Origin of the sequence: Nitrospira sp. (assembly GCA_037045225.1) — a bacterium.
Classification (GTDB): Bacteria; Nitrospirota; Nitrospiria; order Nitrospirales; family Nitrospiraceae; genus Nitrospira_A.
Genome location: JBAOHZ010000009.1, coordinates 486,198 through 507,480, shown reverse-complemented (window position 1 = coordinate 507,480; position 21,283 = coordinate 486,198). Strand labels below are relative to the sequence as shown.

The window sequence follows — 21,283 nt, the reverse complement described above, 5'->3', positions numbered from 1 at the left end:
CGTGGCTCCTTATTTCTCAGCCATGGCTGCCGGCGCGGCCGTTGCCGACGGCTTGCCCATCGGAACCTCGGCGGGTATGACCGGCATACCGGGATAAAATATCTTCTGCAGGCCGACCACGACAATTCTGTCGTCCGGTGAGAGGCCGGACCGGACCACGCGTAATCCATCGACCATGCCGCCCGGCACGATGTCCTTGCGTTGCGCTTTCCCGTCTGTGTCGACCGCATACACGTATTTGCGATCCTGATCCGTGAGAATAGCCTTCTCGTCGATCAGGAGCGCCTGTGCCTTCTGGCCGCTGACGAACTGCACGCGAGCATAGAGGCCGGGGGTAAAGATACGGTCGCGATTGGGAAGTACGGCGCGAGCACGTACCGTTCCGAGGGTTGGATTCACCTGAGTGTCGAGAAAGTCGACCGTCCCTGTATGCGGATAACCGATCTCGTTGGCGAGGCCGACGTGCACGGCGTTGTCCTGTGTCGTGCGCTCACGGTTGCGCTCCTGTTCTCTGTAGCGCAAATAACTGTTTTCGTCGGCATCGAAATAGACGTACATCGGATCTTGCGACACCAGCGTCGTCAGCAGGGTTTCGTCGGCTGTCGCCAGATTGCCGACCGTCAGGAGGGCCCGGCTTGCCCGTCCGGAGACCGGTGCACGCACTTCAGTGAAGGACAAGTTGAGCTTGGCGGTGGCCACAGCAGCCTCGGCAGCCTGGACATCTGCCGCGCTCTGCGCCTGCGCGGCGCGACGCAAGTCGAGTTCCTCGTGCGAGATGGCGTTATCCTCGATGAGTGACTGGGCGCGTTTGTTACGGATTGTCTCCAGCCGTTGCGCCACGCGCGCGCGTGCCAGTTGGGCTTGAGCATTCTCCAGGGCCGCGCGGTAGGGGCGAGGGTCGATCAGAAACATCAAATCGCCCCGTTTCACATCCTGCCCTTCCTTGTAGGCCACTCGTTGTACGTAGCCGCTGGCGCGCGGTCGCAATTCAACCGTATCGATCGCGGTGATGCGGCCGGTGTATTCGTCCCATTGTTGCACCGACTTCGAGAGTACCTGCGCAACGCCGACTTCAGGGGGCGGCGGTTGGCCGCCGCTGCTGGCTTGTTCGTTGTTGCAGCTCGTCACAGTCAGCAGTACCGCGAGGAGCCATGGGCTATATCGAAACATGATCATGGTGTACCTACTGGGAATCTTCTTGATGAACGAGATCTCGATGTTTTGAGCCGACAGTGTCAGTCTCACAGAGCCTGTGGCCGAAAGTGTTTCCTCATGACTCTCAGTCGCGTAGTATCCGCCATGACGTGAAATATAGTCAATATATGAATGATCAAAGTATGAATAAGTTAGCGTTGAATGTTGTCTTTGTTTGAAGTACCGTATAGGTCACGATGAAACGTACGAAAACAGTCCCGCCCTCCAAGGACAGGAAGAAGTCAGCGGTCTCTCCCTGCATCTCCACATTGCCACGGCATCGGTTGGTTGAACTCTTGTGGAGCTTTGCTCCGGCCTATCAGCGGTGGTCGGAGTCGCTGTTGGTGGAGAAAGGGTTGTCGCCTCAGCGGTTGCGCATTCTCAGCTCAATCCATGAGCGTGGCCCGAGGATCATGAGCGACCTCAAAAAGGAACTCGGCGTGACGGCGACGAACGTGACGGCGCTCGTCGATTCGCTCGAGAAAGACGGACTGGTCGTGCGAACCAGTCACCCGACGGACCGCCGGGCCACCGTGATCGAACTCTCGGATAAGGTCATGACCGAGCTCTCCCCGCGCTGCACGGAATACAAAGAGCAAGTGGCGGAACTATTCTCCGATCTCAGCGACCAGGAGTGTAAAGCGTTTGTGAATACGCTCGAGAAGCTCTGGAGTCGATTGCAGGGGTAGAGGATGTCCAATGGCCTCAACGACCGTCGGTCATTTCACAACTCAGCCCGACGATCCCATTGACGGCGAACTCTCCGGTTGGATTCACTTCAGAGCGCACTAGACCATGGCACGCGTGACAGTTACCAAAGCTAGCGGAAATATATTTCGAGACTTGGGGTTCTCCGAGGAGAAGTCTGCGCAGTTGATTCTGAAAAGCAACCTGCTGCAGGCCGTTCAGGATACCATCAACAGCCGGGGATGGAAGCAAGTAGAAGCGGCGGGTCAGTTGAGGATTGATCAAGCCAAAGTATCAAAGCTCCTAGCCGGACAGATGGCAGGATTTTCCATTGAACGCCTCGTGCATTTTCTGTCCCTTTTGGGTCAGGATGTCGTCGTGACGGTCCGCCAGGCCCCTCGTGGGAGAAGACGCGGGACAGTGAGAGCAAGGGTGGAGAAGATATCAGTTTAGTATTGTTCCGATTCGTTGGGGGGAGACTACGTGGTTGTTGTATTTCCACTCTCCTTTTTCGGCAGCACGCGGCTCTAAGTCCAAAAGATCGGCCACAGACAAGTCCGTTTCCTCTGCTTCAAACCTGACATATGGGATATGACAATCATTCCCTTTCTATACGTATCTTCCGCCTCGCTATGGGGCGGCTGCGCATGCTCGTGTCACAAGCGGCGCAAGTGACCGTGGTCGTGTTGGAGCCCGGGGAAACACCGGGAGCTGACCGTCGTTGGCATCATTGTGCTCAATAAGTGGACCTTTGCTCCGCAACTCAAAGGTGGCGGTCCCGTCGACGGCGAACTCGCCATGCGGATTCAATTCCGGACGCAGTAAATCTATCACATGCGTGACAGTCAATGGGTCTGCTCCTCAACGGTAGTCTGAATATAAGGCTGATACTGAAAACCTTAATTGAAGAATTGACGAGATTGGTGCCTAGTACCAAGGTCGTAGGAGTGAGATGCCTTACGCTACCCTAGCCAGATTGATCCAGTCGCTTGTTTCATTGTTCCGATCAGCATGGAATAATTATGGTATTCGCCTTTGGGATGAGCGACAAGCCGGGCGTAACGTGTTTCCAGATGGCAAAGTAGAACTGATTGATGTTGAGTTCGACAAGACCATTGCTCGCCTGCGGGGAGAGGAACTTGAAGATGGTTGGATCAGCCCAATTCTAACAACCATCGCGCATCCCTTTGTTACTCCTCAATTTCTTCGTGAGCAAGAAGTAAAGGATTGGCTCGTAGACGAGCAAGTCCGTCGCGACCTAAAAACCTTGGCAATCCGACAACTTCTTGGAAACACGACGCCTGATACCGCAACTCAGAAACGGCTCGTTGAGGCCTATTCAACAGTTTCCACCAACCCACCCTCAACTGCTATTGAAGCAACCAACGGAATAGTTGCCATCCTTGTTGCAGGGTATAAAGCCAGTTTGGAGACGAAGCCTGCTCCTGTTGCAGCCCTAGTTCAGGCTGCAACATCGGAACACAGGGGGGCCATTGAAACAGTTGCTCAGCAAGTATCCAGCGTTGCGGAAAAGCTGAATAGCATTGGGCCAGACGCACTCGTCGTCAGAGTTCATACGGAGCAAGCTTCAAATGAGCTTCGGGGGATTCTCAAGAAACGGAGTTTTCGAACAGATGAAGCACGCGACCAGATGCGGGTCCTTGTTGAGAAACTCTTCTCTGGTGAACTGCGCCAGGCTGATCAAGGAGTAAAGGTTGAAGCGCTTTACTGGGCGGCCAGGCTCCACGTTTTCGAAGCTCAACACGTTCCCCAAGCCAGTAGGTATCTCCACCAATTGCGAGATCTGGATCCCAAATACGATGCGAGGATTGTTGACGCATTCATTCTAGAGCATAAAGACGATGCTGCTGGCGCATTGAGAATACTGCGGGACATCAATACCGCTGACGGCCATTCGACACTGTGGTTAGTCCTCAGTCGAACTCAGGGCAAGCCCACCGCACTGGCTTGGATGGAAGGACAACCCGATCATGGTGAAACGGATTTCTTCACCGGGATTGGATGGCAAAATGTCGCTGTCACACTATGTGAAATGGGAATGTGGGAAAGAGCGGCGACTATCTTATCTGCCGCCCAGGTTCTTGCGGACGACTGGCCGGATCTTGCGTTCGTCGAGGGAGTGGTTAACGCGGCCTTACTACTCCCGGCTGAATCACGGCCACAAGCATTAAGTATGAACATCTTTCATCCCCATATACAGGTAATCCAAGGTCCTGATGCAGATCAGCACCGAACTCGTGCCTGTCATTCATTCGAGCGGGCAGTGAGCCTCCTGACAGGGATTGGCGAGAACAAACGAGCGCAGGTGGCAAAAGATTGGATTCTGTGGCTTCGGCTAACAAACGACAACCTAGAGATTAGGAAGAATGCCCAGGATGAAGTCCGAGCCGCAATGGGCAATGGCAAGCGCGCAGTTGATTACCTCCCGGTCGCCCTTAGGTTCGAAATTGATTTCGATAAGGAGCCTCTTCAGCGATATCTGGCGAATCGGAAAGAGATGGGTGGCCTGGAAGGTCAAGAAGTGTTCGCTGAAGTGAACATGGCTGAGGTAACGATGACAGCAAGAGAATTTGCTGAATTCTTAGAGAGTGAAGAGGCGAGACTGGCAGCACAGGTTCCCAAATCCTTGCTGTCAGGGAAACGTGTGGAAGCCCTTGTCGCGGATGGTCAGATTGCGCGGGCGCGTCATGTCTTGGAAGAGCGCAAGAATGAATGTATCGACCATGACTACGATCGTTTGAACGCCATGATCATTCAGAAGGAGGGTGGTGACGCTAGAACAAAGCTCGAAGAAATCTATAGACAAACTGGAGGATTGCTTGATTTGCAAAATCTTGCCCGAGAGGTTGGTAAGTCGAGGGATTGGGGTGCCTTGCGACCACTCTTGGAAGAGCTATTCCGTCGAGAGCGGACATCGGATAATGCTCGTCGTTTAGTCGAGTGCCTGCATCAAGATAGAAAATGTGGGGATGCCTCTATTGTTAGCTTCTTGAATGACAATGCGGATCTAACCAAAGCTAGTGATGACCTCAAATCGGCGAAAGCCTGGGCGTGCTTTTATCTGGGGAATCTGAAGGAAGCCCGAGGCTTGAACGATCAACTTCTTAAAGCTAGAAACCATCCTGCGGATCTCTTGCTCGATACAAATCTTGCGATCCAGACCGGTGATTGGGAGAGATTTCCAGCCATCGTTGATCGTGAGTGGGAAAGACGAGATTCGTATGACGCCAACCTATTGTTACGTCTTGCTTCCCTAGCTGCAGAAACAGATGCAAGTGCTGGTCGAGCATTCGAATTGGCCAGGCTCGCAGCATCCAAGGCTCCGGACAATCCGAGCATACTCATGAATGCCTATTCCCTCGCCTTTCAGCTTGGTCGAGACCACGATGCAGATCCAACGTGGGTTGCTCGGGCGTCAGAGCTTTCAACCGATAGTGGACCCGTTCACCAAGTGGATATGCGGACTCTGGTTGAGAAGATGGTTCCCGCTAACCGCGAACGGAAACGGCTGATCGAGCGAAGTCTGCTCCAGGGCGAGGTGCCGTTGCACATGGCAGCCGATGTGCTCCACATGCCATTGTCGCGAATGCTCTTGGACCTACCAAAACGGAATACCGAACAGAGTGACGGTCGCCGACGTGCCGTTATTCCAATCGTTTCCGGAGCACGGCGAATTGTTGAACTCAATCCGTCTTGGACAGTCGGTCTCGATATCACCTGCATTATGGTTCTCGCATTCTTAGGATTGTTGCCGAAGGTGTTGCGGTCATTCACTCGGGTGGTTCTTTCAGCCGAAACGATGGTGGTTTTGCTCAACGAGCGCCGCCGAGTGCGTTTTCATCAACCCTCGCGCATTAAAGATGCAGAGAACCTCCGTGAGCTTATTGAAAAAGGACAACTCAAGATAACGAAAATAACTGCAAAACCACCGGAATGGCTTGTAGCAGAAGTAGGTCAGGATCTTGCTGAAATGCTTGAGCAGGCCAGGATGGACAATGGACGGGTCATTCACCCCCGCCCCATCTACCAATTGCGTACCTTCCTCGACAAACATGCTGAATTGAGAGAGTACGAGCACCTGATATTGTCCACTACAGACCTAGCAAATCTTCTCCTTGAAGCTGGAAAAGTCAGTCACGACCTTCACGAACAGGCCAGGAGATATTTGCTAGCACGAGACAAGGATGGAGCAGCGGGCCTTTCTCTGTCTGGCCCCATTTTCGATGCACCCATTTACATCGATGACCTCGCTATTACCTATCTCCAGCAGGCACAATTTCTATCTTCAATTTGTCGGATTGGGATAGATGTTAGAGTTCATCCCTCGATGAACGAAGAACAGTCAGCACTAGTTGCAGCGAGCAGAGAAGGAGAACGACTTAATGAGCAAATCGGTGAGATCGTATCAGCACTGCGCGTGGCCATAGAGAGCGGTAAGGCCGCGTTTCTTCCTCGACAAGATGTTGCCGATGAGAAGATCGGATCGATTTCACATTTCCTTTCGGACACCGGTCCATGCGACATCCTCTGCATCGATGATCGTTTCATGAATCGCCACGGGTTTCTCACCGATAAGAAGGGACGCAATGTCCCAATCATTTGCACTCTGGATTTGATCGGTCACTTAGAAAATCTTGTGGCAATCGACACCGAGGCTAGACATGTCGTCTTACACAGACTTCGTGAGGCGGGTTTTGGGCTGATCCCTGTAACTCTCGATGAACTGGAACGACTCTTACACAAAGCGAATTTCGACTCAGACAATAATTTGATCGAAAATGTAGAGCTTCGGGTGATTCGACAATACCTCATGCGAATTCGTAGTTTGAATATGGTTCAGTCTCCGCTGGAGGAGCCTTTTCTTGCACAGCTTCGGCTAACCTGTGTGCTTATAATCCGCCGACTCTGGCAAGATGACGATCTACCTGTTGCGCGGGTATTGGCTCTGACGGATTGGGTTTGGGATAATGTGTCACCTTCGCCTCTGGATTGGGAGCATTTGGCTCGTTTGGACGATGGTACTGTTTTACGTCAGAGGCATGTCAACTATCTGATCCCCCTACTGAGCCCTTTGGGGCTCAAAGATCCAATCAGATACGATGCTTTTCGGCAATGGATTGAGCGAAGTGTTATAGCACCGCTTCTGCCTGCGAATGATCGATTGATTGATGATTTGGCAGAAAGAACCAAGCTCGAAATAAATTCGCTAGTAAAACGGATAAGTGATGGGAATACCCCCAATCCTGATCGCTAGACACTTGTGCGAGCTTCTGCCTATGCAGATCCAAGCTCGCGTCCTTGGAGACCATGCTTTCGTCTCTCAGTATGGTCGACTCTCTAGAACAGCCTTGACCATTGGTGGAAGAGTTTCCATAGATCAGCACGTGTTGGTTGCAGCTGCTCGTCGATTGTTAGCTGGCCATGGCGACCAGAAGTTAAAAGATATATCAGGTAACCAACTCACTGTTATGTTGGACCATAGTACCGTGGTTTTGAAAGTGGTAGGGCAGAAAGACCAAGAACAGCTAATAGCTCTTACTGATCTCAGCGTTCTTTCCCCAAGCCTCGAACAGAGGGTACAAGCCCTTAAACGCATAGTCGACAGTTTTGGTCCAGCAGCACCGGACTTTTCGGCTCTGGAGACTGCCGCTGAAAACCGCGAACTTACGGATGAAGAAGTTGTAGATCTACTGGAGGAGCGCAGCACCGGGTTTGCCGCTTACAAGGTAAGAATGGAAATGGCGCACAGAGCGGATCGTGTCGAGGTCGATGATATTCTGCCCGATTCTCTTCGTTACTATGAGCTATATTGCGGGCCTGATCCGCGCTTGCTCCCTCCAGAAGAATACCTTTCGGTGGTATTGCCCACATACAGGCAACAGCTGCTACAACGAAATCTTATCAAGGGACTAGAAATCTGCCTACTTGGTGCACTTCGAGACGATCTCATGCCTGCTGCATGGACTAGCCATGTTTCCGATGACGATATGTGGCAAGCTCTTCAGTCAATTGATACCCGTGCTAACCCCTTTGTTGCTCTTGGCGTACTGGATATTGCGATTACCCGCCAGCACGACAGTCGGTATGAGTCATTGGCGAGTGAGATAATAGTCGAGCTTGGGAAGGACAAGTTGCTACGCCCAGATGGCGTAGATTATTACGAGATTCTGTCCCTATTTGCTCAACTCACACTTGACCGTATCAATGTTCTGGAAGGCGGTACGCTACGTCAACCTTTCTGGAAACGCCTTTCTGCTTGGATGCATTCCGGTTTGTTGGTGCAGTCAATCTTGAATATATCCATCAAGCTGGATGCCTTGCGCGAGTGGGTTAACAACAACCGTGATGTGGCTGGGATATATGCCCAGATGGTGGACCTGCGTCGAGAACCGATGTATCGGGCTGGAGAATTCAGTCAGTCGTGCCTGAGAGAAGAAGTCATAGGCAGGTTAGCTGTGCTTAGGACCAGACATCAGGCTGCCGGACGCCTTGTGCCAAACTCTGACGTAATCGACGCAGCGATGGCCAAACTTGCGAAAGAGGGATCGCCACTTGGCTGGGCAATGCCAGGTCCACTTGATGGACATATTCGGCCATCTGAGCGATCGAACCGAAGCCTGTCAGATGCCGACACGGAGTACGTTCTGCGACAGCTTTCTGAAGATCCTTCTGGATCCATCTGGTCGAAGCTGGCGTATTTTTCTCAGTGCTTTGTATTAGGAGGGAAGGTCTTAGCGCAAGCCTGCCAAGCATGTGTAACAGCGAACTTCGACCATGAATTAGTGAAAGGGAGAGAACACCTGGGCCGACTCTTCGACGTGTGTCTTATTGCTGCATCCCACCGAAGCAAAGAATTGGCAAACTCAATTGCAACGATAGCGATCAGGAGAGCGCCCTCGGCTCTAACTGGTGAAGCGGCGGTGGCGCTCCTCCAAATCATATTGTTCGCTAGCGCAGCATTCGAGAATGAGGGAGAATGGGTCGCTTGGACAAGTGATCACCTTGATCGGGTAGCGAATACCCTACCGTGCGGTGAAGCGACAAAGAATTTTTACGAGCATCTTGTTGAGGTTGGGAAAGTATTGCCCATCAGTTCGGCTGTGACTTCTCGCGCCGAATCAGTAGCTGCGGCAGCGAACTGAAATCAGGAAGGAAGCAATGGCGGATTCTCTATAAGTCACTTTGCCATCTTGAAGTGATCTTTTGCTTTTCTTTTCTGAGACCCCCATAAATACGGCCTCTTCAATATAAGGTAACGGGTCGTCTGGCGTATGCAAATCATGGCCAGTGAGCTGATTAATCCCTGCCTCTGACCTTCCCCCCGAAAACTAGACCATTGGCTTGGAAGTGCACCTGTGCTGAGATGGGGCCCACAGGAGGGGCCCATGACTCGAAAACGGCACACGGAGGAACAGATCATCGCAGTGCTCAAGGATGCCCAGGCGGGCATTGGGGTCCACGAGCTCTGCCGCAAGCACGGCATCTCGGATGCCACCTTTTATAAGTGGCGGACGAAATATGCCGGGCTCGAAGTCAGTGATGTAAAGAAGCTGCGCCAGCTGGAAGATGAAAACCGTCGGCTGAAACAGATGGTCGCAGAGCAAGCGCTGGACATTCAGGCGCTGAAGGCCGTCACCGCAAAAAACTGGTAGCGCCCAAGGCGAAGCGAATGGCGGCGCAGTGGATGGCCGAGCGCTTTGGGCTCAGTCAGCGACGAGTGTGCTGGTTACTCACGCTCGACCGGAACACGCTGCGGTATCGCAGCCGACGCCAGGAGGATGCGGCCCTGCGGACGCGCATCCGAGAAATCGCCGAGAGCAAGCGGCGCTATGGGTGCCCCCGAATCTATGTCCGGTTACGGCGGGAAGGTTGGCGCGTGAACCATAAGAGAGTGGAACGGATCTATTATCGCGACGAAGGGCTGTCACTACGGCGGCGACGACGGAAGAAGACCGTGGCGGTGCCACGGGTCGTTTTGCCAACACCCACGCAACCAGGGCGCTGTTATGCGATGGACTTTGTCCATGATCGGCTCGTCAGGGGCCGGCAGTTTAAGTGTTTGACGATGACGGATCTCTACTCGAAAGAAGTCCCGGTGATTGAAGTAGATGTGTCGATTGGTGGGGCGCGGGTGTGCCGAATTCTCGATCGGGTGTTTCTGACTCGCCCGCTGCCCGAGACGCTGATTCTGGACAATGGCCCCGAATTCGCAGGGACCGCACTGGATGCCTGGGCGGCTCAGCACGGCGTCCATCTCCACTTCATTCAACCGGGGAAGCCGACCCAGAATGCGTTTATTGAAAGCTTCAATGGCAAGTTTCGAGACGAATGTCTCAACGAGCATTGGTTTCTGACGTTGCAGGAAGCACAACTCGTGATTGAAGCCTGGCGACGAGAGTACAATGAAGAGCGGACGCACAGTGCCATCGGGAATCTGACACCCATGGAATTCATTCTCAATCATCACAACCGGCCCCAGGCAGCACAGGAGTTAACTTCGTTGGCCGTGGTGTAACAAACGGGGGAAGGTCACCTCAAGCCTAATCCTGTGAGTCGGATAGGTTTTCGTTGCTCAAATCCTGTAGACTTCTGCTCAATACAGGGTGTTCGACGCGGTCTTTCTTTGAAAATATTTCAGCAATAACTTTCAAAGAGAGAAGGGCTTTGCAAGAACACTTACAGATTGGTTGAGTCTCAAGGTAAGAGAGAGGGGGCGAGTGATCGCGGTAGGAAAAAATATTTTCCTATTCTTCGGCTACACAGTGTCTGCATCGGTGATTTGGATAAAAATTGTGGATTGTAAGCGGTTGATTTTGGTTGGCCGTGTGGGGCGCAAACCTACGGCCCGCCGATCAAAATTCAGCGGGCGCTCACGAATTTCCCTCCGTCCCCTTCTCCGCCACATCGAACTGCAATCCGCTTGAGCCTTCGCCACGACCCGGTTCTTTGCGCCGGCCGATCCAGAGATGGGTTGAGCCGTCGATCCAGCGCGCATACTGATACGTCCGTGTGACTCGCGCGCCTTCGCGAGGGACTTCCTCTTCGAACAGCAAGAGTTCGCGATTCGGTTCAAGCAATCGACCCTTCGGATGGTGCAGTCCCTGAATGCCGCCCTCGCCGAATGCCGGGAGTGCTCCGCGCTTGAGTCGCAGGGTGGTGCCGTCTTTCACCGGCAGCAACGGAATCCAGTAGTCCGGCACCGTGGTGCCGAGCCGGTAGATCAACGGTGCGCCATCACTGCCGGCGGCGGGTGGAGACGGTTGTGCCGCCAATGTCTCTTGATAGGCTTCATGGCGGTCCAACGGCCGACCGGAGGCGCTTTCGACGACCTGCTCGACGGCCCAGGCCACGTTGGCCATTTCGTCCCTCAACAACGACAGGTCTTCCACCGGCTGGCTCTCCAACATCGGCCCCAATATCGGCGGCAGGAAGAACAGTTGCTGGTTATCGTTCGTGAGACTGAACATACGCCAGGGTGTGGAAGGTCCATCCACCACGTTCGCGTGGGGAATGAGGAAACGTTCGCCGAACGTGTTGGTGACGACGAGCGCGCGGATCCGAGAAAGCGTGCCCACAGCCAGCTCGAGTGGCAGCAGGAACCAATCGTTGCTGTATTCCAGCGCGAACTTCACGAGCAGCAGGCGGGCCAGGTCCTGCGGGGCGGCCTGGATACTCGCGAAATTCACGGCCCCGTCTTCAAATTCCCAGAAGCGCGCGGAGGGCATGCCGCGAAACGAGACCGGGGCAGGAAGAAACGCTTCCGACAGGGACGCGCGGCTTTCGGTGGCCCCGAGCCCGGTTCCTGAACTCGTGGTGAACGAAAACCAATCCAGTCGTCCATCGAGATATTCCGGCGCAGTCAATACCACTTCGCCTGCGGCTGTCTTGCCCGAGATGCTCAGGGCGTACTCCATTCGTTCTGGAATCCAGGCAGAGGGAGCGGCGCCTTGTTGGAACAGTCTGTCGAGCCACGTCAGCCAGGTCGTGAGGATGCCGATGACTTTCGGTTGATCTCCTGCGGCAATCTGATCGAATGGTGACTCGCGAAACAAGTCATTCAAGGTGTTGCCGGCCTGCAGCACTCTCAGGCGCGCGGCGACCCGAAGGCCATCGATGGTGCGGCCGCTCAGTACGTGGATAAAAGACAGGCTTGCCGCGTCTATCTGCTTGGCTTGTTCCGCCGCGGGAGCGACCAGCACGTAAGTGCTGGCCAACCACTGGGCGCGGGTGGGGCCAAGTCTGGCGGCCTCCAGCAAACGAAGCAGATGCCGGCCGGATTCGGCCGCGAGGCGCCAATTGGGGCGCGAGTCGTCCGTCACTGGTTCTGCTTCCACCAGTGTTTCCAGCGCCAGGTTGTCGGCTGCATAGGGCCTGGCCGGATGTGGGCCGGAGCGTGGCCCCGGTTGGTAGCGGGTCACCGCGGCTGTGTCCACGATCACCTGCGCGGCGGCAGGCGAACCGGCGTCAGCCCCATTGAATTCGCCGAACTGCCATTGGCGGCCCAGCATCCAAAGCGGGTCGTGGAGGCGGGCCTGCAAGCCATCCTGCAAGTCGGGGTTGTTGATGCTGAGGTCAAGTCTGATTCGGGAGGCCATGCCTATGCTCCTATTGCCGGATCGATGACGCTGTTGAAGTCGATGGTGCCGCCGGTGAAGAACAGCGCCGGTGCCGATGGGTCCTGCTCTCCGGTACCCACCGGTTGCAACGCGCGTTTGCCCGCGCAATCCCACGTGGCCGTGCCGTCGAACAGGGTGAAGGCCATGCCGTCCACGATTCGTCCTTCGACCCCCACGGCTGCGGCAGGCACTTCGAGACGCACCCACCTGCCGGATGGCGGCAACGGCCCCATGTACTGCCGGCTGACGGTATTGTCGAGGCCCCACGGAATGAGGTTCTCGCCCCAATAGGCGCGATGTTCCCAACTGTCGTCATGCCACTGCAACATGACCTGTCGCGGCATACGCGCCGGATCGAGATAGATGTGGGCGAACAGGCGATCTCCGACACTAACGAACAGCGGCGCCTTGACACCTCGAAAAAAATGTTGGTGCATTCCGGCGGCGGCCGCCGATTGGTGGGCGCGCGTGCCGGACAGCGGTTCCGGTTTCATACGGATCCAGGTCCAGGTCTCGCCGTCGTCGAAGGGAATAGCGCCCTCCGGCAGTTGATCCTCCACCCAGATCACTTCATCACCGCTGTCGGGCACCACGGCGCGGAGTCGAGCCAAGTCCATCGTCTCCTGCAGGACGGCTTCCAGGCTGTTGAGGTCCCAAGTGGTGCGTCGGTCGGACGGCACGGCGAGCAGCAGCGCTTGTGGGGGTGCGCTGTTGGGTTGATCGTAATGGAATGCCACGCCTGTCGTTTCGCTGGGGCTCGGCACCGTCTCCACCCATTCGTCGAGCAGGAGCCCGGCGAAGGGCTGATCGAAACGGAGCGGTTGCGCGGACGACAGTTGCGCGACCAACGAGACGCGCCCGCGCGGAAAGGGTTTGTCCGGGGCCGGCGGCAGGGCCACCCAGCGATCCTGCGACTGATAGGGGAGTTGTCCGACATGGAAACGAAGTGCGGCGCTCCCCACGGTTTCGGCATACAGCAGGACTTCGTTCAGGCGCGTCGCGCCGGGTCTGACGTAGGCGGCACGTTGGAACCAGGTGACGGCAGCCAGCGGATCCTGCCCCTGGAGCGCGAGGCCGGCGGCGAACGTCTCGTTCAATTGCGCAGCGTTGGCCGCAGTCACGCGCGGCAGTACCAGGAAGTCCTGGCCGAAGATGATCCGGAATCGGGCCAGGTCGTGATCGCGCCGTTCTTCCGGTGTGGCGTTCGCGCGCACAAAACTCTGCTCGGATTCGGCCGCGCGATTCAGCCGCCGTTGGGCTTCGAGCCGCACCGACTGTGCCTGAGTCAGAAGCACGGATTGTGCTTCCGGTCCTGTGCCGCCGAGGTCCATCGGGACTGCGCTCGGTATGCCGAAGTTGGCCAAACCGAACAGCGCGCGGCGAACCTCGTCAAGATTGGAAGTGAGGTCCTGTGACGAGGGCGGCGGCAGGAGGCCGTTCAGAATACGGTGTGCGTCGGTCAGCGCTTGCACCGAACGTGTCGCGCGGCCGGCAAACTCTTCATGGTCCAGCCCAGAGTCGACAGGTGATTCGGGCAGTGACAGGTCACGGCCGTCGAGCGATCGGGCGTTGCTGAGCAGACGGCGCACTGTGGTCGCGACTTCGCACCATTCCGTCACGCTGACGATATCCGCACCCCAGCTACTGTCGCGGCCGAATTCCAATCGAATGATCGCATCCGGCGGCACCGTCGCAGGCCGCGTCTGCTGCAACACGAACCGCCATCGTTGCTCCAACTCGGCCTGCTGTGCCCGAGTGTTGCCTTCGGCCAGATAGATGGCATCCAGCGGGGCGAGTCCGAGCGAAGTCAGCGCGCTCTGGACTGTCTGATAGATCTGCCCGTCCTGCTGGTTGACGTAGTCCGCCTTGCAACGGACCTGGGCTGGGGTTGGCAGGAGCGTTGCCACCCAGGCATTGAGGACCGGTTCGGCCTGGGCACGAGCCGACGACGTGGTCATCGGCCAGGCGCCGGGCGCCGTCCCGTCCGTCGCTGGGAAGAGTGTGCAGAGGCGATGCGTCAAACCGATGCCGCTCCTCGGTGTGCGGATCACGTCCAAGTCAGGTGGCGGAGTTTCACCTGCGGCGATGGCATCCAGTGTGGCGCCGGAGCGGAGGGGATTGCCTTGCACGAGCTGGTAGACGCTTTCGGCCACGACACTGTCGCCCACGGAGTCGACCAGGTCGTCGAGCGCCTTGAGTGTTTCCACCAGCGCCGTGAAGTCCGGGCTGCCGGGCGGTGGAAATCCCAAGGTCGCGTTGCCGAACGGAACGGTGGTGACATCCCACGGAGTTTGCGGCGCCTGGCGTTGTTGGCTCGCGGTCCATCGTCGATGCAGAGCCAGCCCGTCGACGACGGCGGCAGCCGGCAGCGACTTCAGTGCTTCATTCCAATGCGCGGCGAGACGAGTTGTGAGTGTGGCTCTCGCGGCGACAAGGTCGGCCATGGCCTTGCCGCGCTGCCCGCCTTCCTTGGCGAGAGCCTGGCGGTCGAGCTCGGCCGCCAGAGTCTCTTGTCGTCCCGCCATCTGTTGCGCCGCCGGAATCGAATCCGGGTCGGCGGCATTGAGTAGCGTGGCCTGGGCCCGTTCCGCGAGCAGGCGCGAGCCATCCAGTGCGCTGACGGTCTGCTGTGCGGCGGCGGCCTGGGCCATGGCGGTGGTATGCGCCTGGGTCAGCTGTTCTACGCGGGTATCCCACTCATCCAAATCCCGCGCTTCCAACAATTGCACGGCATACCGCCGCACGGTGGATTGGGACACCTTGCCCTGTGGTTTTGCCGCCTGTTGTTGCGCCAACACCTGGGCCGTCTGCGTCACGTGTGCTTGCGCGGCCAGTGCCCGTTGCGCAAGTGTGCCGATCGTTCCGAGTGCGAGGCGGTAGGTTTGCTCGCGACGCTGTCGTTCGGCCTGTAATCCGCGTGCATCTTCTGCCCTGCGCGAGGCCTGGTCGCGCTGCGCCGTCAGCAGCGTCACTTCTTGCGCCAACCGTTCGGTGCGCGTGAGTGTCTCCCGGATGTCGGCAAACCGGTCGGTGCCGGTGAAGCTCGTGAGGGCGCGAAAACGTTGAATGTAGCGGTCCAAGCCGCGTTCGTGGAGACTGCGTTCGAATCGATATCCGAGCAGCGCACTCAGGGATTGCCCTCGGCGCACACCATCGAGCAGCCACTTGGCGCGATGAACCCGTTCAGACGATAGGTCGACGGCAAAGGGTGAAGCGCCGGATGCGCGATTCGACTCCTGGGAAAGGTAGCCGCTCCGCAGCACGGCTGCTGCCGCCGCATGTCCCAGCGACGGGGCATGGACGAATCCTTTGTTGTGTGCCTGGCGCGAGACCGGTGCGGCAACATCGACGGCCGGTGTCGGGACCGGTTGCAGCGGGGCCGCACGCCGGACTTGTTCTACCCAGCCATAGGCGCCAAGCCTGAGGCCGGTGGGTGCTGCCTGCCGCATCATGATCAGCCGTCGGGTAGCGAGGGATGTGCCCCAGGCATCGAGGCGATAGGTGAGAAGATCCATCGCCTCTGCCAGCAGCTGTTGTCGGACCGGTTCGGGCAAGGTCGTCAATTCCTCCCACGCCGGATCGTGTGCGGTCGAGAGCGCGCGTGTCAGCAGCAGCGTTCGAAACTTCGAGGTAAGCAACCGATTTGGCACAGGCGGTTGTTGGGTGGAGACCTCAGGAAATTCGCGCGACGTGTAACGGCAGGCGTTCGCTTCCTGCGCCAACAGCACGACGGGGTTGGATTCCACTGTGGTCTGGAGGGCTTGGGGAACCTGGCGGCGACGCGTCAATCGTTGAGCATGCCACCAGGCGGCCAATGCCCTGTCCTGGTCCTGATCGGTCGTCGAGGTCCAGCGGTCGAGCGCCGCCACCGGCAATAGGCCGTAGGGTTGGCTGTCGACGCGCAAGACCGGCAGTGGTCCGCGAGCACGGACGTACTTCGTGAAATGGTCGCGCAACACCTCCGCCCCGGCTGCGCCGAGCAGTTGCCGCAAGAGCGGACTGTCGCACAGCGTGAGCAGGGCCGCCTGCATGAGCGACGTCCGATGTTGTTCCGTTCCGCCTGCTCCGCGGACATGGGCAAAGACGGTCGCCGGCAGGCCCAGGGCTTGCGCCAGTAGGTCGCCATCGGATCCGGGACGGATCAGCGAGGCGTCCAGCTCGACGCCCATGCTGTCGGCTGCGTCGCCCATGGTCGAACGATAGCCTGCGGAGGTGTCCGCGGTGTTGTTCGTCGGCACGTGTTGCTCGATGAGGGCGAGGCCGCCGGTGTAATGGTGGGCGTCGAACAGTTCGCCCAATCGGCCGGCCGTGGTCGGGGCATCCCATGAGGCCTTGAGGCCCAACACCACAATCCGATCGAATCCTGCCTGCGCGTCTTCCGCCGTGATTGGAATACGTAGACCCATTCCGATGGACTCCGCCGTCTCGAAATCGGTGATCCACTTCATGCCTTCATCGACGGGCGGTAGTCCATTGTTGCCGAACGGGCCTGTGCTGCCGGGGTTCGGCCCGACCGCCACGGTCTCGGGGATTGACTTGCCCCAGGCAGTGACGCGCGCCGCATCGCCACGATAACCGATGGCGACCCAGCGGTCCGGGAGGACCTGCGTGCGTGGCGCGCGCGTCCAGCTGTCGTCGCGACGGGTGACCGTTCCAGCCTGGGCGGGATCAAGCACATGGGCGATCCAGGCGGCGCGGGTGGTGCCGAACTGTTCGGTGAGTCGTTGCCAGCCTTGCCTGATATGCTCCTGTCGGTTTGCGCCTGCTGGGGCAGTGGCGGCATGGGTCCAAAATTCCTTGCCGCGGCGTTCCTCTTCCTCCGTCAATGCCGGCTCGTGGCTATCGAGATGGATGTCGTCGGGATAGACGCGAAGCAGAAGGTCGGTGCCTGGTCCTGGCCGTCTCGAGGCAAACCTGGTTTCCACACGGACAGGAAACAGCAGCAGCGGATGGGTCGTGGCGACCGTGCCGCTGAGGCGATCCGTGCCAAGCAGTCGGGCGGTTGCGGCATCGCGGGCGGTTCGATGTTCGGCGACCTGCGCCGACAGCGCCGCAACGTCGGCTTTCTTGCGAGCCACCGTCTCCTGCGTGGCCGTGATTTGGGCATTGACCCGAGCCAACTCGGCCTGGTGGAGCGCTCGTTGCCTGATGAGCAGGGCGACTCGCCGTTGCGCAGCCTGGGCCCTCGCGACGGCCCGGTCGTGCGCCGCCTGCAATTGCCGGAGTTTGGTCGTCCATGCCCGAAGAAGTGCCGGGGGTAATCGTTCGGGAATCTCTGGTCCTTCAGCGATCGGTCTCACGCAGCTGATCCTTTCATGAACTTAGGGGCCGTCCTGCAAGAGTGTCGTGACTTCAGCTTCGGCTTCCGCCAGCGCCCGTTGGGCCGCCGCCATTTGCGCCTCCGCCTCTGGAATTTGCGTCGCCAGGCCGGCGAGAAGCGTCGTCAGTTCGTTGCGCCTGGTGAGTAAGCCGGCGAGTAGGGTCTCGGCATCCTCCAGCTCGAACCGCGTCGTCAGAAGGGAATCTTCCAACGTCGCTGTGCGGGCCGAAAGTTCCGCCGCCACCTGTTGCAGGGCCTCCCTCGCCATCGGGTCGCGCGTGATCTCTACATTCATGCGCTCGATCTCGGTGAGCTTGGCGTGGAGTTCCTGCCGGCGGAGGTGCAGGGCGGCGATCGCTGCTTGGGTGGCTTGCACCGCGGCGGTTGCCGCCGCAATCTGAGCATCTGCAGCACGCACCTGCGCCTGCGCTTGTGCTGCCCCCTGCTGCGCGTCGGTCACCTTGGCATGGGCTGCGGTCGCGGCGGTTTTGGCCTGAGCAAGTTTTCTTTGCAGCGCAGCCAGACGCGCTCTCCAGGTCGCCGGGGGAATGCCGGCGGGCGGTTCGGATGCATCGAGCAGGTTCTGTTGCGCCTCGGCGACCTGTTCGTCTGCGGCGGCGGCGGCGGCCAGCAGCGGCAGAATGCGCGCCTGGGCCTGGGTCGTCCCATTTTGTGCGTTGGTGCGCTGGGCCTGTGCCGCCGTCGCCGCCTGCTGTTGGGTGGAGAGTTGGGTCGTCAACGTCGTCTGTTGCGCAGCCAAGGCCTGCAGGGCCGTCTGGAGTCGCGTGGTCTCTTGTTCTAAGTAGGGCATGATCTCGTCTCTTTCCGTCGCTACTGCCGGCCCGGCAGCCAGGTTCTGGCATGGACCGCCACGCGGAACGGCGGTTGTCTGGTGATGGTCGCCATATGTGCCGAATTTTTCCCCCAGGGAATCTGATCGACCACGGTATTGTTCAACAGGCCGTCTATCGGCACATAGACAATCCGTTTGAGCGCGGCTTCGTCCGGTGCCAGGTGTCCCCATGTCAGGTCGGGCCAATGGGTGGGCGTGCCGCCATAGGTCGTGGCGATGTCCAGGCCGAATCGCGGTTCTGTCGGCTGCTCCTGCAGCACGAAGAACCAGCCCGGGTGTCCTCCGGCTTTGTTGTCCGCTCCACGCACCTGATCCTCGGTGAGGGGAAAGCCGAGCATGGTGATGTCAGGTGCCTGCGTGGCGCGGAAAATCGGATAACGTTCCGTCGTGCCCAGCTCACGCCTGGTGCCGTCCGCAGACCAGACACTTTCGAGGGCATAGACCATGGCTCTTGGATAACGTCGCAGGAGGTCGCCGCGAATGAGCAGCACTATCTGGCCCACCGCTGAGCCGCGCGCACTGTGGGATCCGAGAGGGCTCTCCGCTGCCCAGGAGGTGATCCGCGTGATGTCGAAGCGAGATTCGCGCTGCGCGTCGGTGGCGGGCAGTTCATCGCCGCCGGCATCCCAGAATTGCCGGAAGTAGGTGCCGCGTTGATCGGTCGGAAATCCTCGCCAGAGCAACTCGCGACTCATCTCGTGGTTGAGCCCGACCAGGTAGGCTTCGATCAATGCCGGATTGGTCTTTAAGAGTGCAATGGTGTTTGACGGCACCTGCTCCATGCCGGGCAACAACAGATCCGGTGCGTAGTCGCGCAAGGGTTCATACATCGGTTGAGGAAAACTCGGCTCGAAAGTCGTCAGCTCCGTATTCTCGACGGTGGGCATCGTCTGTTTCACCGCGGCCAAGACTGTTTCCTTCGAGGCCAGGCGTCGCAGTACTTCGACCTTCAGATCCGACCATTCGCGCAGTGCCGGCACTTGTCGCTGTTTGGTGGCGACGGCGAATTCCATGAGCGGGAGAAACGGCCGGCCAGCCGTCGAAGCAGGCGACGTGATCGGGAGTCGAAGGGCGTCGAATGTGGCGGCATGAGACGCGATCGGACCATTGGCGCGGGTTAGGCGGCGAAAGGCGCCGGTCACGGCCGGATGGCCGGATAACAGGCTGTCCGTGGCAGTCGGCGGCGTCGTGAGGGACGTGGCGATGCCGGTCAACGCCCGCAGCGCCGGTCCCGTGAGTTGCAGCAGCCCGGCCGGGTCGAGCGCCGCGAAGTGTTTCTTGGAGAGGCTGTCACCGACCGCTTCGGCCAACTGTGCGCGCTTGAGCCGCTGCCGATCCCGCCGTTGTTGTTCCAGTTGGTCCCAGGCCGAGGCCATCAACGGCTCCTGCTCGTTGCGGATCACCATGGTGCCGATGCCGGCGGCGATGCGGTGACGTGGATCCAGATTCAGATCGCGGAACCAGTGCGGCGGTTGGTCGGCGGACGGCAGGTTGTCCCGATCGACGTGCCATTGTCCGTAGAGCGGCGGGCCGAGGAGCGCTGGAGATCCACTCGTGCCGGTCATGGCTGCCGGTGCGTTGAGGATGGCGCCCAGAGCCAGCTGGAACGTCTTACGCGGTGGATCGGGCCAGACACGCGGCTGAGTCTCGGGAGTGAGAAGAGCTCCACCCAGATCCAACAGGCTGCCTGGTGCGCCGTGCGGCAACGTCGGCATGCCCCATCCGGGAGTTCGGATGTCCACGGGCCGTAAGCCCACGGTGGACGGCAGGGGTTGGGCTTTCAAGCGGCGTGCGAGTGATTCGAAGTCTCCCGCGAGGCCGGTCCGAAATTCCCACTGGAAAAAAACCGGCAATGTGATCGGCCCGGACGAGTCGGTTTTCGCCCAAGCTGGTTTTAAGGCTTGCTCCTCTTCGGGTTTGATCGGCTCGCCCAGACCGGCCTTTCTCCCCACGTCGTAGGTGGGCACGAGACAGGCGTAGTAGGCGGTATTGGGATCGAGTCGGCGTGGAGCCAGCAGCCGCGAGAGTGTGCGATCGGGATGGTCCTTGAGTATCTGCTGCAGCGTGGCGCGAGGCGTGGGATCGGGCGTCGAGTGTTGGCCGGCCACGATCTGGGCATGGGCCCAGGCCCATGACTGGTCGAGGTCGGGCAAGTCTTCAAGGGCGCAGGTGATCGTCGGCAAGGGCCGATGTGGGTTCGTTTTGAGCGTGGCTCGTTCCTTGGGCACGACGATCAAGCAGACCCACGGGCGCAAGCGTCGTGCGTTATCCGCCGCTGCCGGGGTGAAGAGCCACGGAAAGTCGGGGTGATCGAATTCGATAGCCGGAAAATAATTCGGCTCGAAGTCGGTCATGTGCGCGTGGGGTTCGGTGCGAATGATCTCGCGCGCGTCCAGGCCGGTGATGTCGCCGGGACCGTAGAGTTGCACGTTGACGTCGATGGGCGCACGGTCGTTCACCCTGAGGCGGACGGGTAGGGAGAGGCGCCCCGCCGTGGGCTGGCTGGACGCGCCGGGGCCGGAGAGACCCGCGAGGAGTCCTTGTCTGAGCCAAGAGTAAAATCGATAGATGGCTGCGGTTTGTTCAGGCATG

At 58.6% G+C, this 21,283-nt stretch carries 10 protein-coding genes; 5 read left to right on the top strand and 5 right to left on the bottom strand.

All coding sequences use genetic code 11. The annotated features are described in order from the left end of the window. Window positions 1–9: 9 nt before the first annotated feature. Complete coding sequence (locus V9G17_03380) at window positions 10–1,176, bottom strand: efflux RND transporter periplasmic adaptor subunit (protein MEI2751617.1); 1,167 nt, start codon at window positions 1,174–1,176, stop codon at window positions 10–12. A gap of 215 nt (window positions 1,177–1,391) precedes the next feature. Here V9G17_03380 and V9G17_03375 point away from each other — a divergent pair, with 215 nt between their 5' ends. The 5 genes from V9G17_03375 (at window position 1,392) to V9G17_03355 (ending at window position 10,417) form a co-directional block, all read left to right on the top strand. Next, on the top strand, window positions 1,392–1,883 hold the full coding sequence (locus tag V9G17_03375; GenBank protein MEI2751616.1) for a MarR family transcriptional regulator: 492 nt from the start codon (window positions 1,392–1,394) through the stop codon (window positions 1,881–1,883). A 106-nt stretch (window positions 1,884–1,989) separates the two neighbouring features. After that, window positions 1,990–2,334, top strand: coding sequence for a helix-turn-helix transcriptional regulator (locus V9G17_03370; protein MEI2751615.1), 345 nt, complete (start codon window positions 1,990–1,992; stop codon window positions 2,332–2,334). Window positions 2,335–2,833: 499 nt separating this feature from the next. Next, window positions 2,834–7,156 (top strand): hypothetical protein, encoded by a 4,323-nt coding sequence (locus tag V9G17_03365; GenBank protein ID MEI2751614.1) that lies wholly within the window; start codon window positions 2,834–2,836, stop codon window positions 7,154–7,156. Between the two features lie 22 nt (window positions 7,157–7,178). After that, window positions 7,179–9,044, top strand: coding sequence for a hypothetical protein (locus tag V9G17_03360; GenBank protein ID MEI2751613.1), 1,866 nt, complete (start codon window positions 7,179–7,181; stop codon window positions 9,042–9,044). A gap of 243 nt (window positions 9,045–9,287) precedes the next feature. Then, window positions 9,288–10,417, top strand: a protein-coding gene (locus V9G17_03355) for an IS3 family transposase (GenBank protein ID MEI2751612.1) whose coding sequence is annotated in 2 segments (ribosomal slippage) — window positions 9,288–9,540 and window positions 9,540–10,417 — 1,131 coding nt in all. Because the reading frame shifts where the segments join, the coding sequence is not laid out codon by codon here. 355 nt (window positions 10,418–10,772) lie between these two features. On the opposite strand, the gene V9G17_03350 is transcribed toward V9G17_03355, so the two are convergent. From V9G17_03350 to V9G17_03335, 4 genes are read right to left on the bottom strand one after another with little or no spacing between them, the layout of a single operon-like run. Next, window positions 10,773–12,497: a hypothetical protein gene (locus tag V9G17_03350; GenBank protein ID MEI2751611.1), complete on the bottom strand. Its 1,725-nt coding sequence runs from the start codon at window positions 12,495–12,497 to the stop codon at window positions 10,773–10,775. 2 nt (window positions 12,498–12,499) lie between these two features. Then, on the bottom strand, window positions 12,500–17,818 hold the full coding sequence (locus V9G17_03345) for a hypothetical protein (GenBank protein ID MEI2751610.1): 5,319 nt from the start codon (window positions 17,816–17,818) through the stop codon (window positions 12,500–12,502). Window positions 17,819–17,839: 21 nt separating this feature from the next. Then, entirely contained in the window at window positions 17,840–18,649 is an 810-nt protein-coding gene (locus tag V9G17_03340) for a hypothetical protein (GenBank protein MEI2751609.1), read from the bottom strand. A 20-nt stretch (window positions 18,650–18,669) separates the two neighbouring features. Next, on the bottom strand, window positions 18,670–21,282 hold the full coding sequence (locus V9G17_03335; protein MEI2751608.1) for a hypothetical protein: 2,613 nt from the start codon (window positions 21,280–21,282) through the stop codon (window positions 18,670–18,672). Window position 21,283 lies beyond the last annotated feature (1 nt).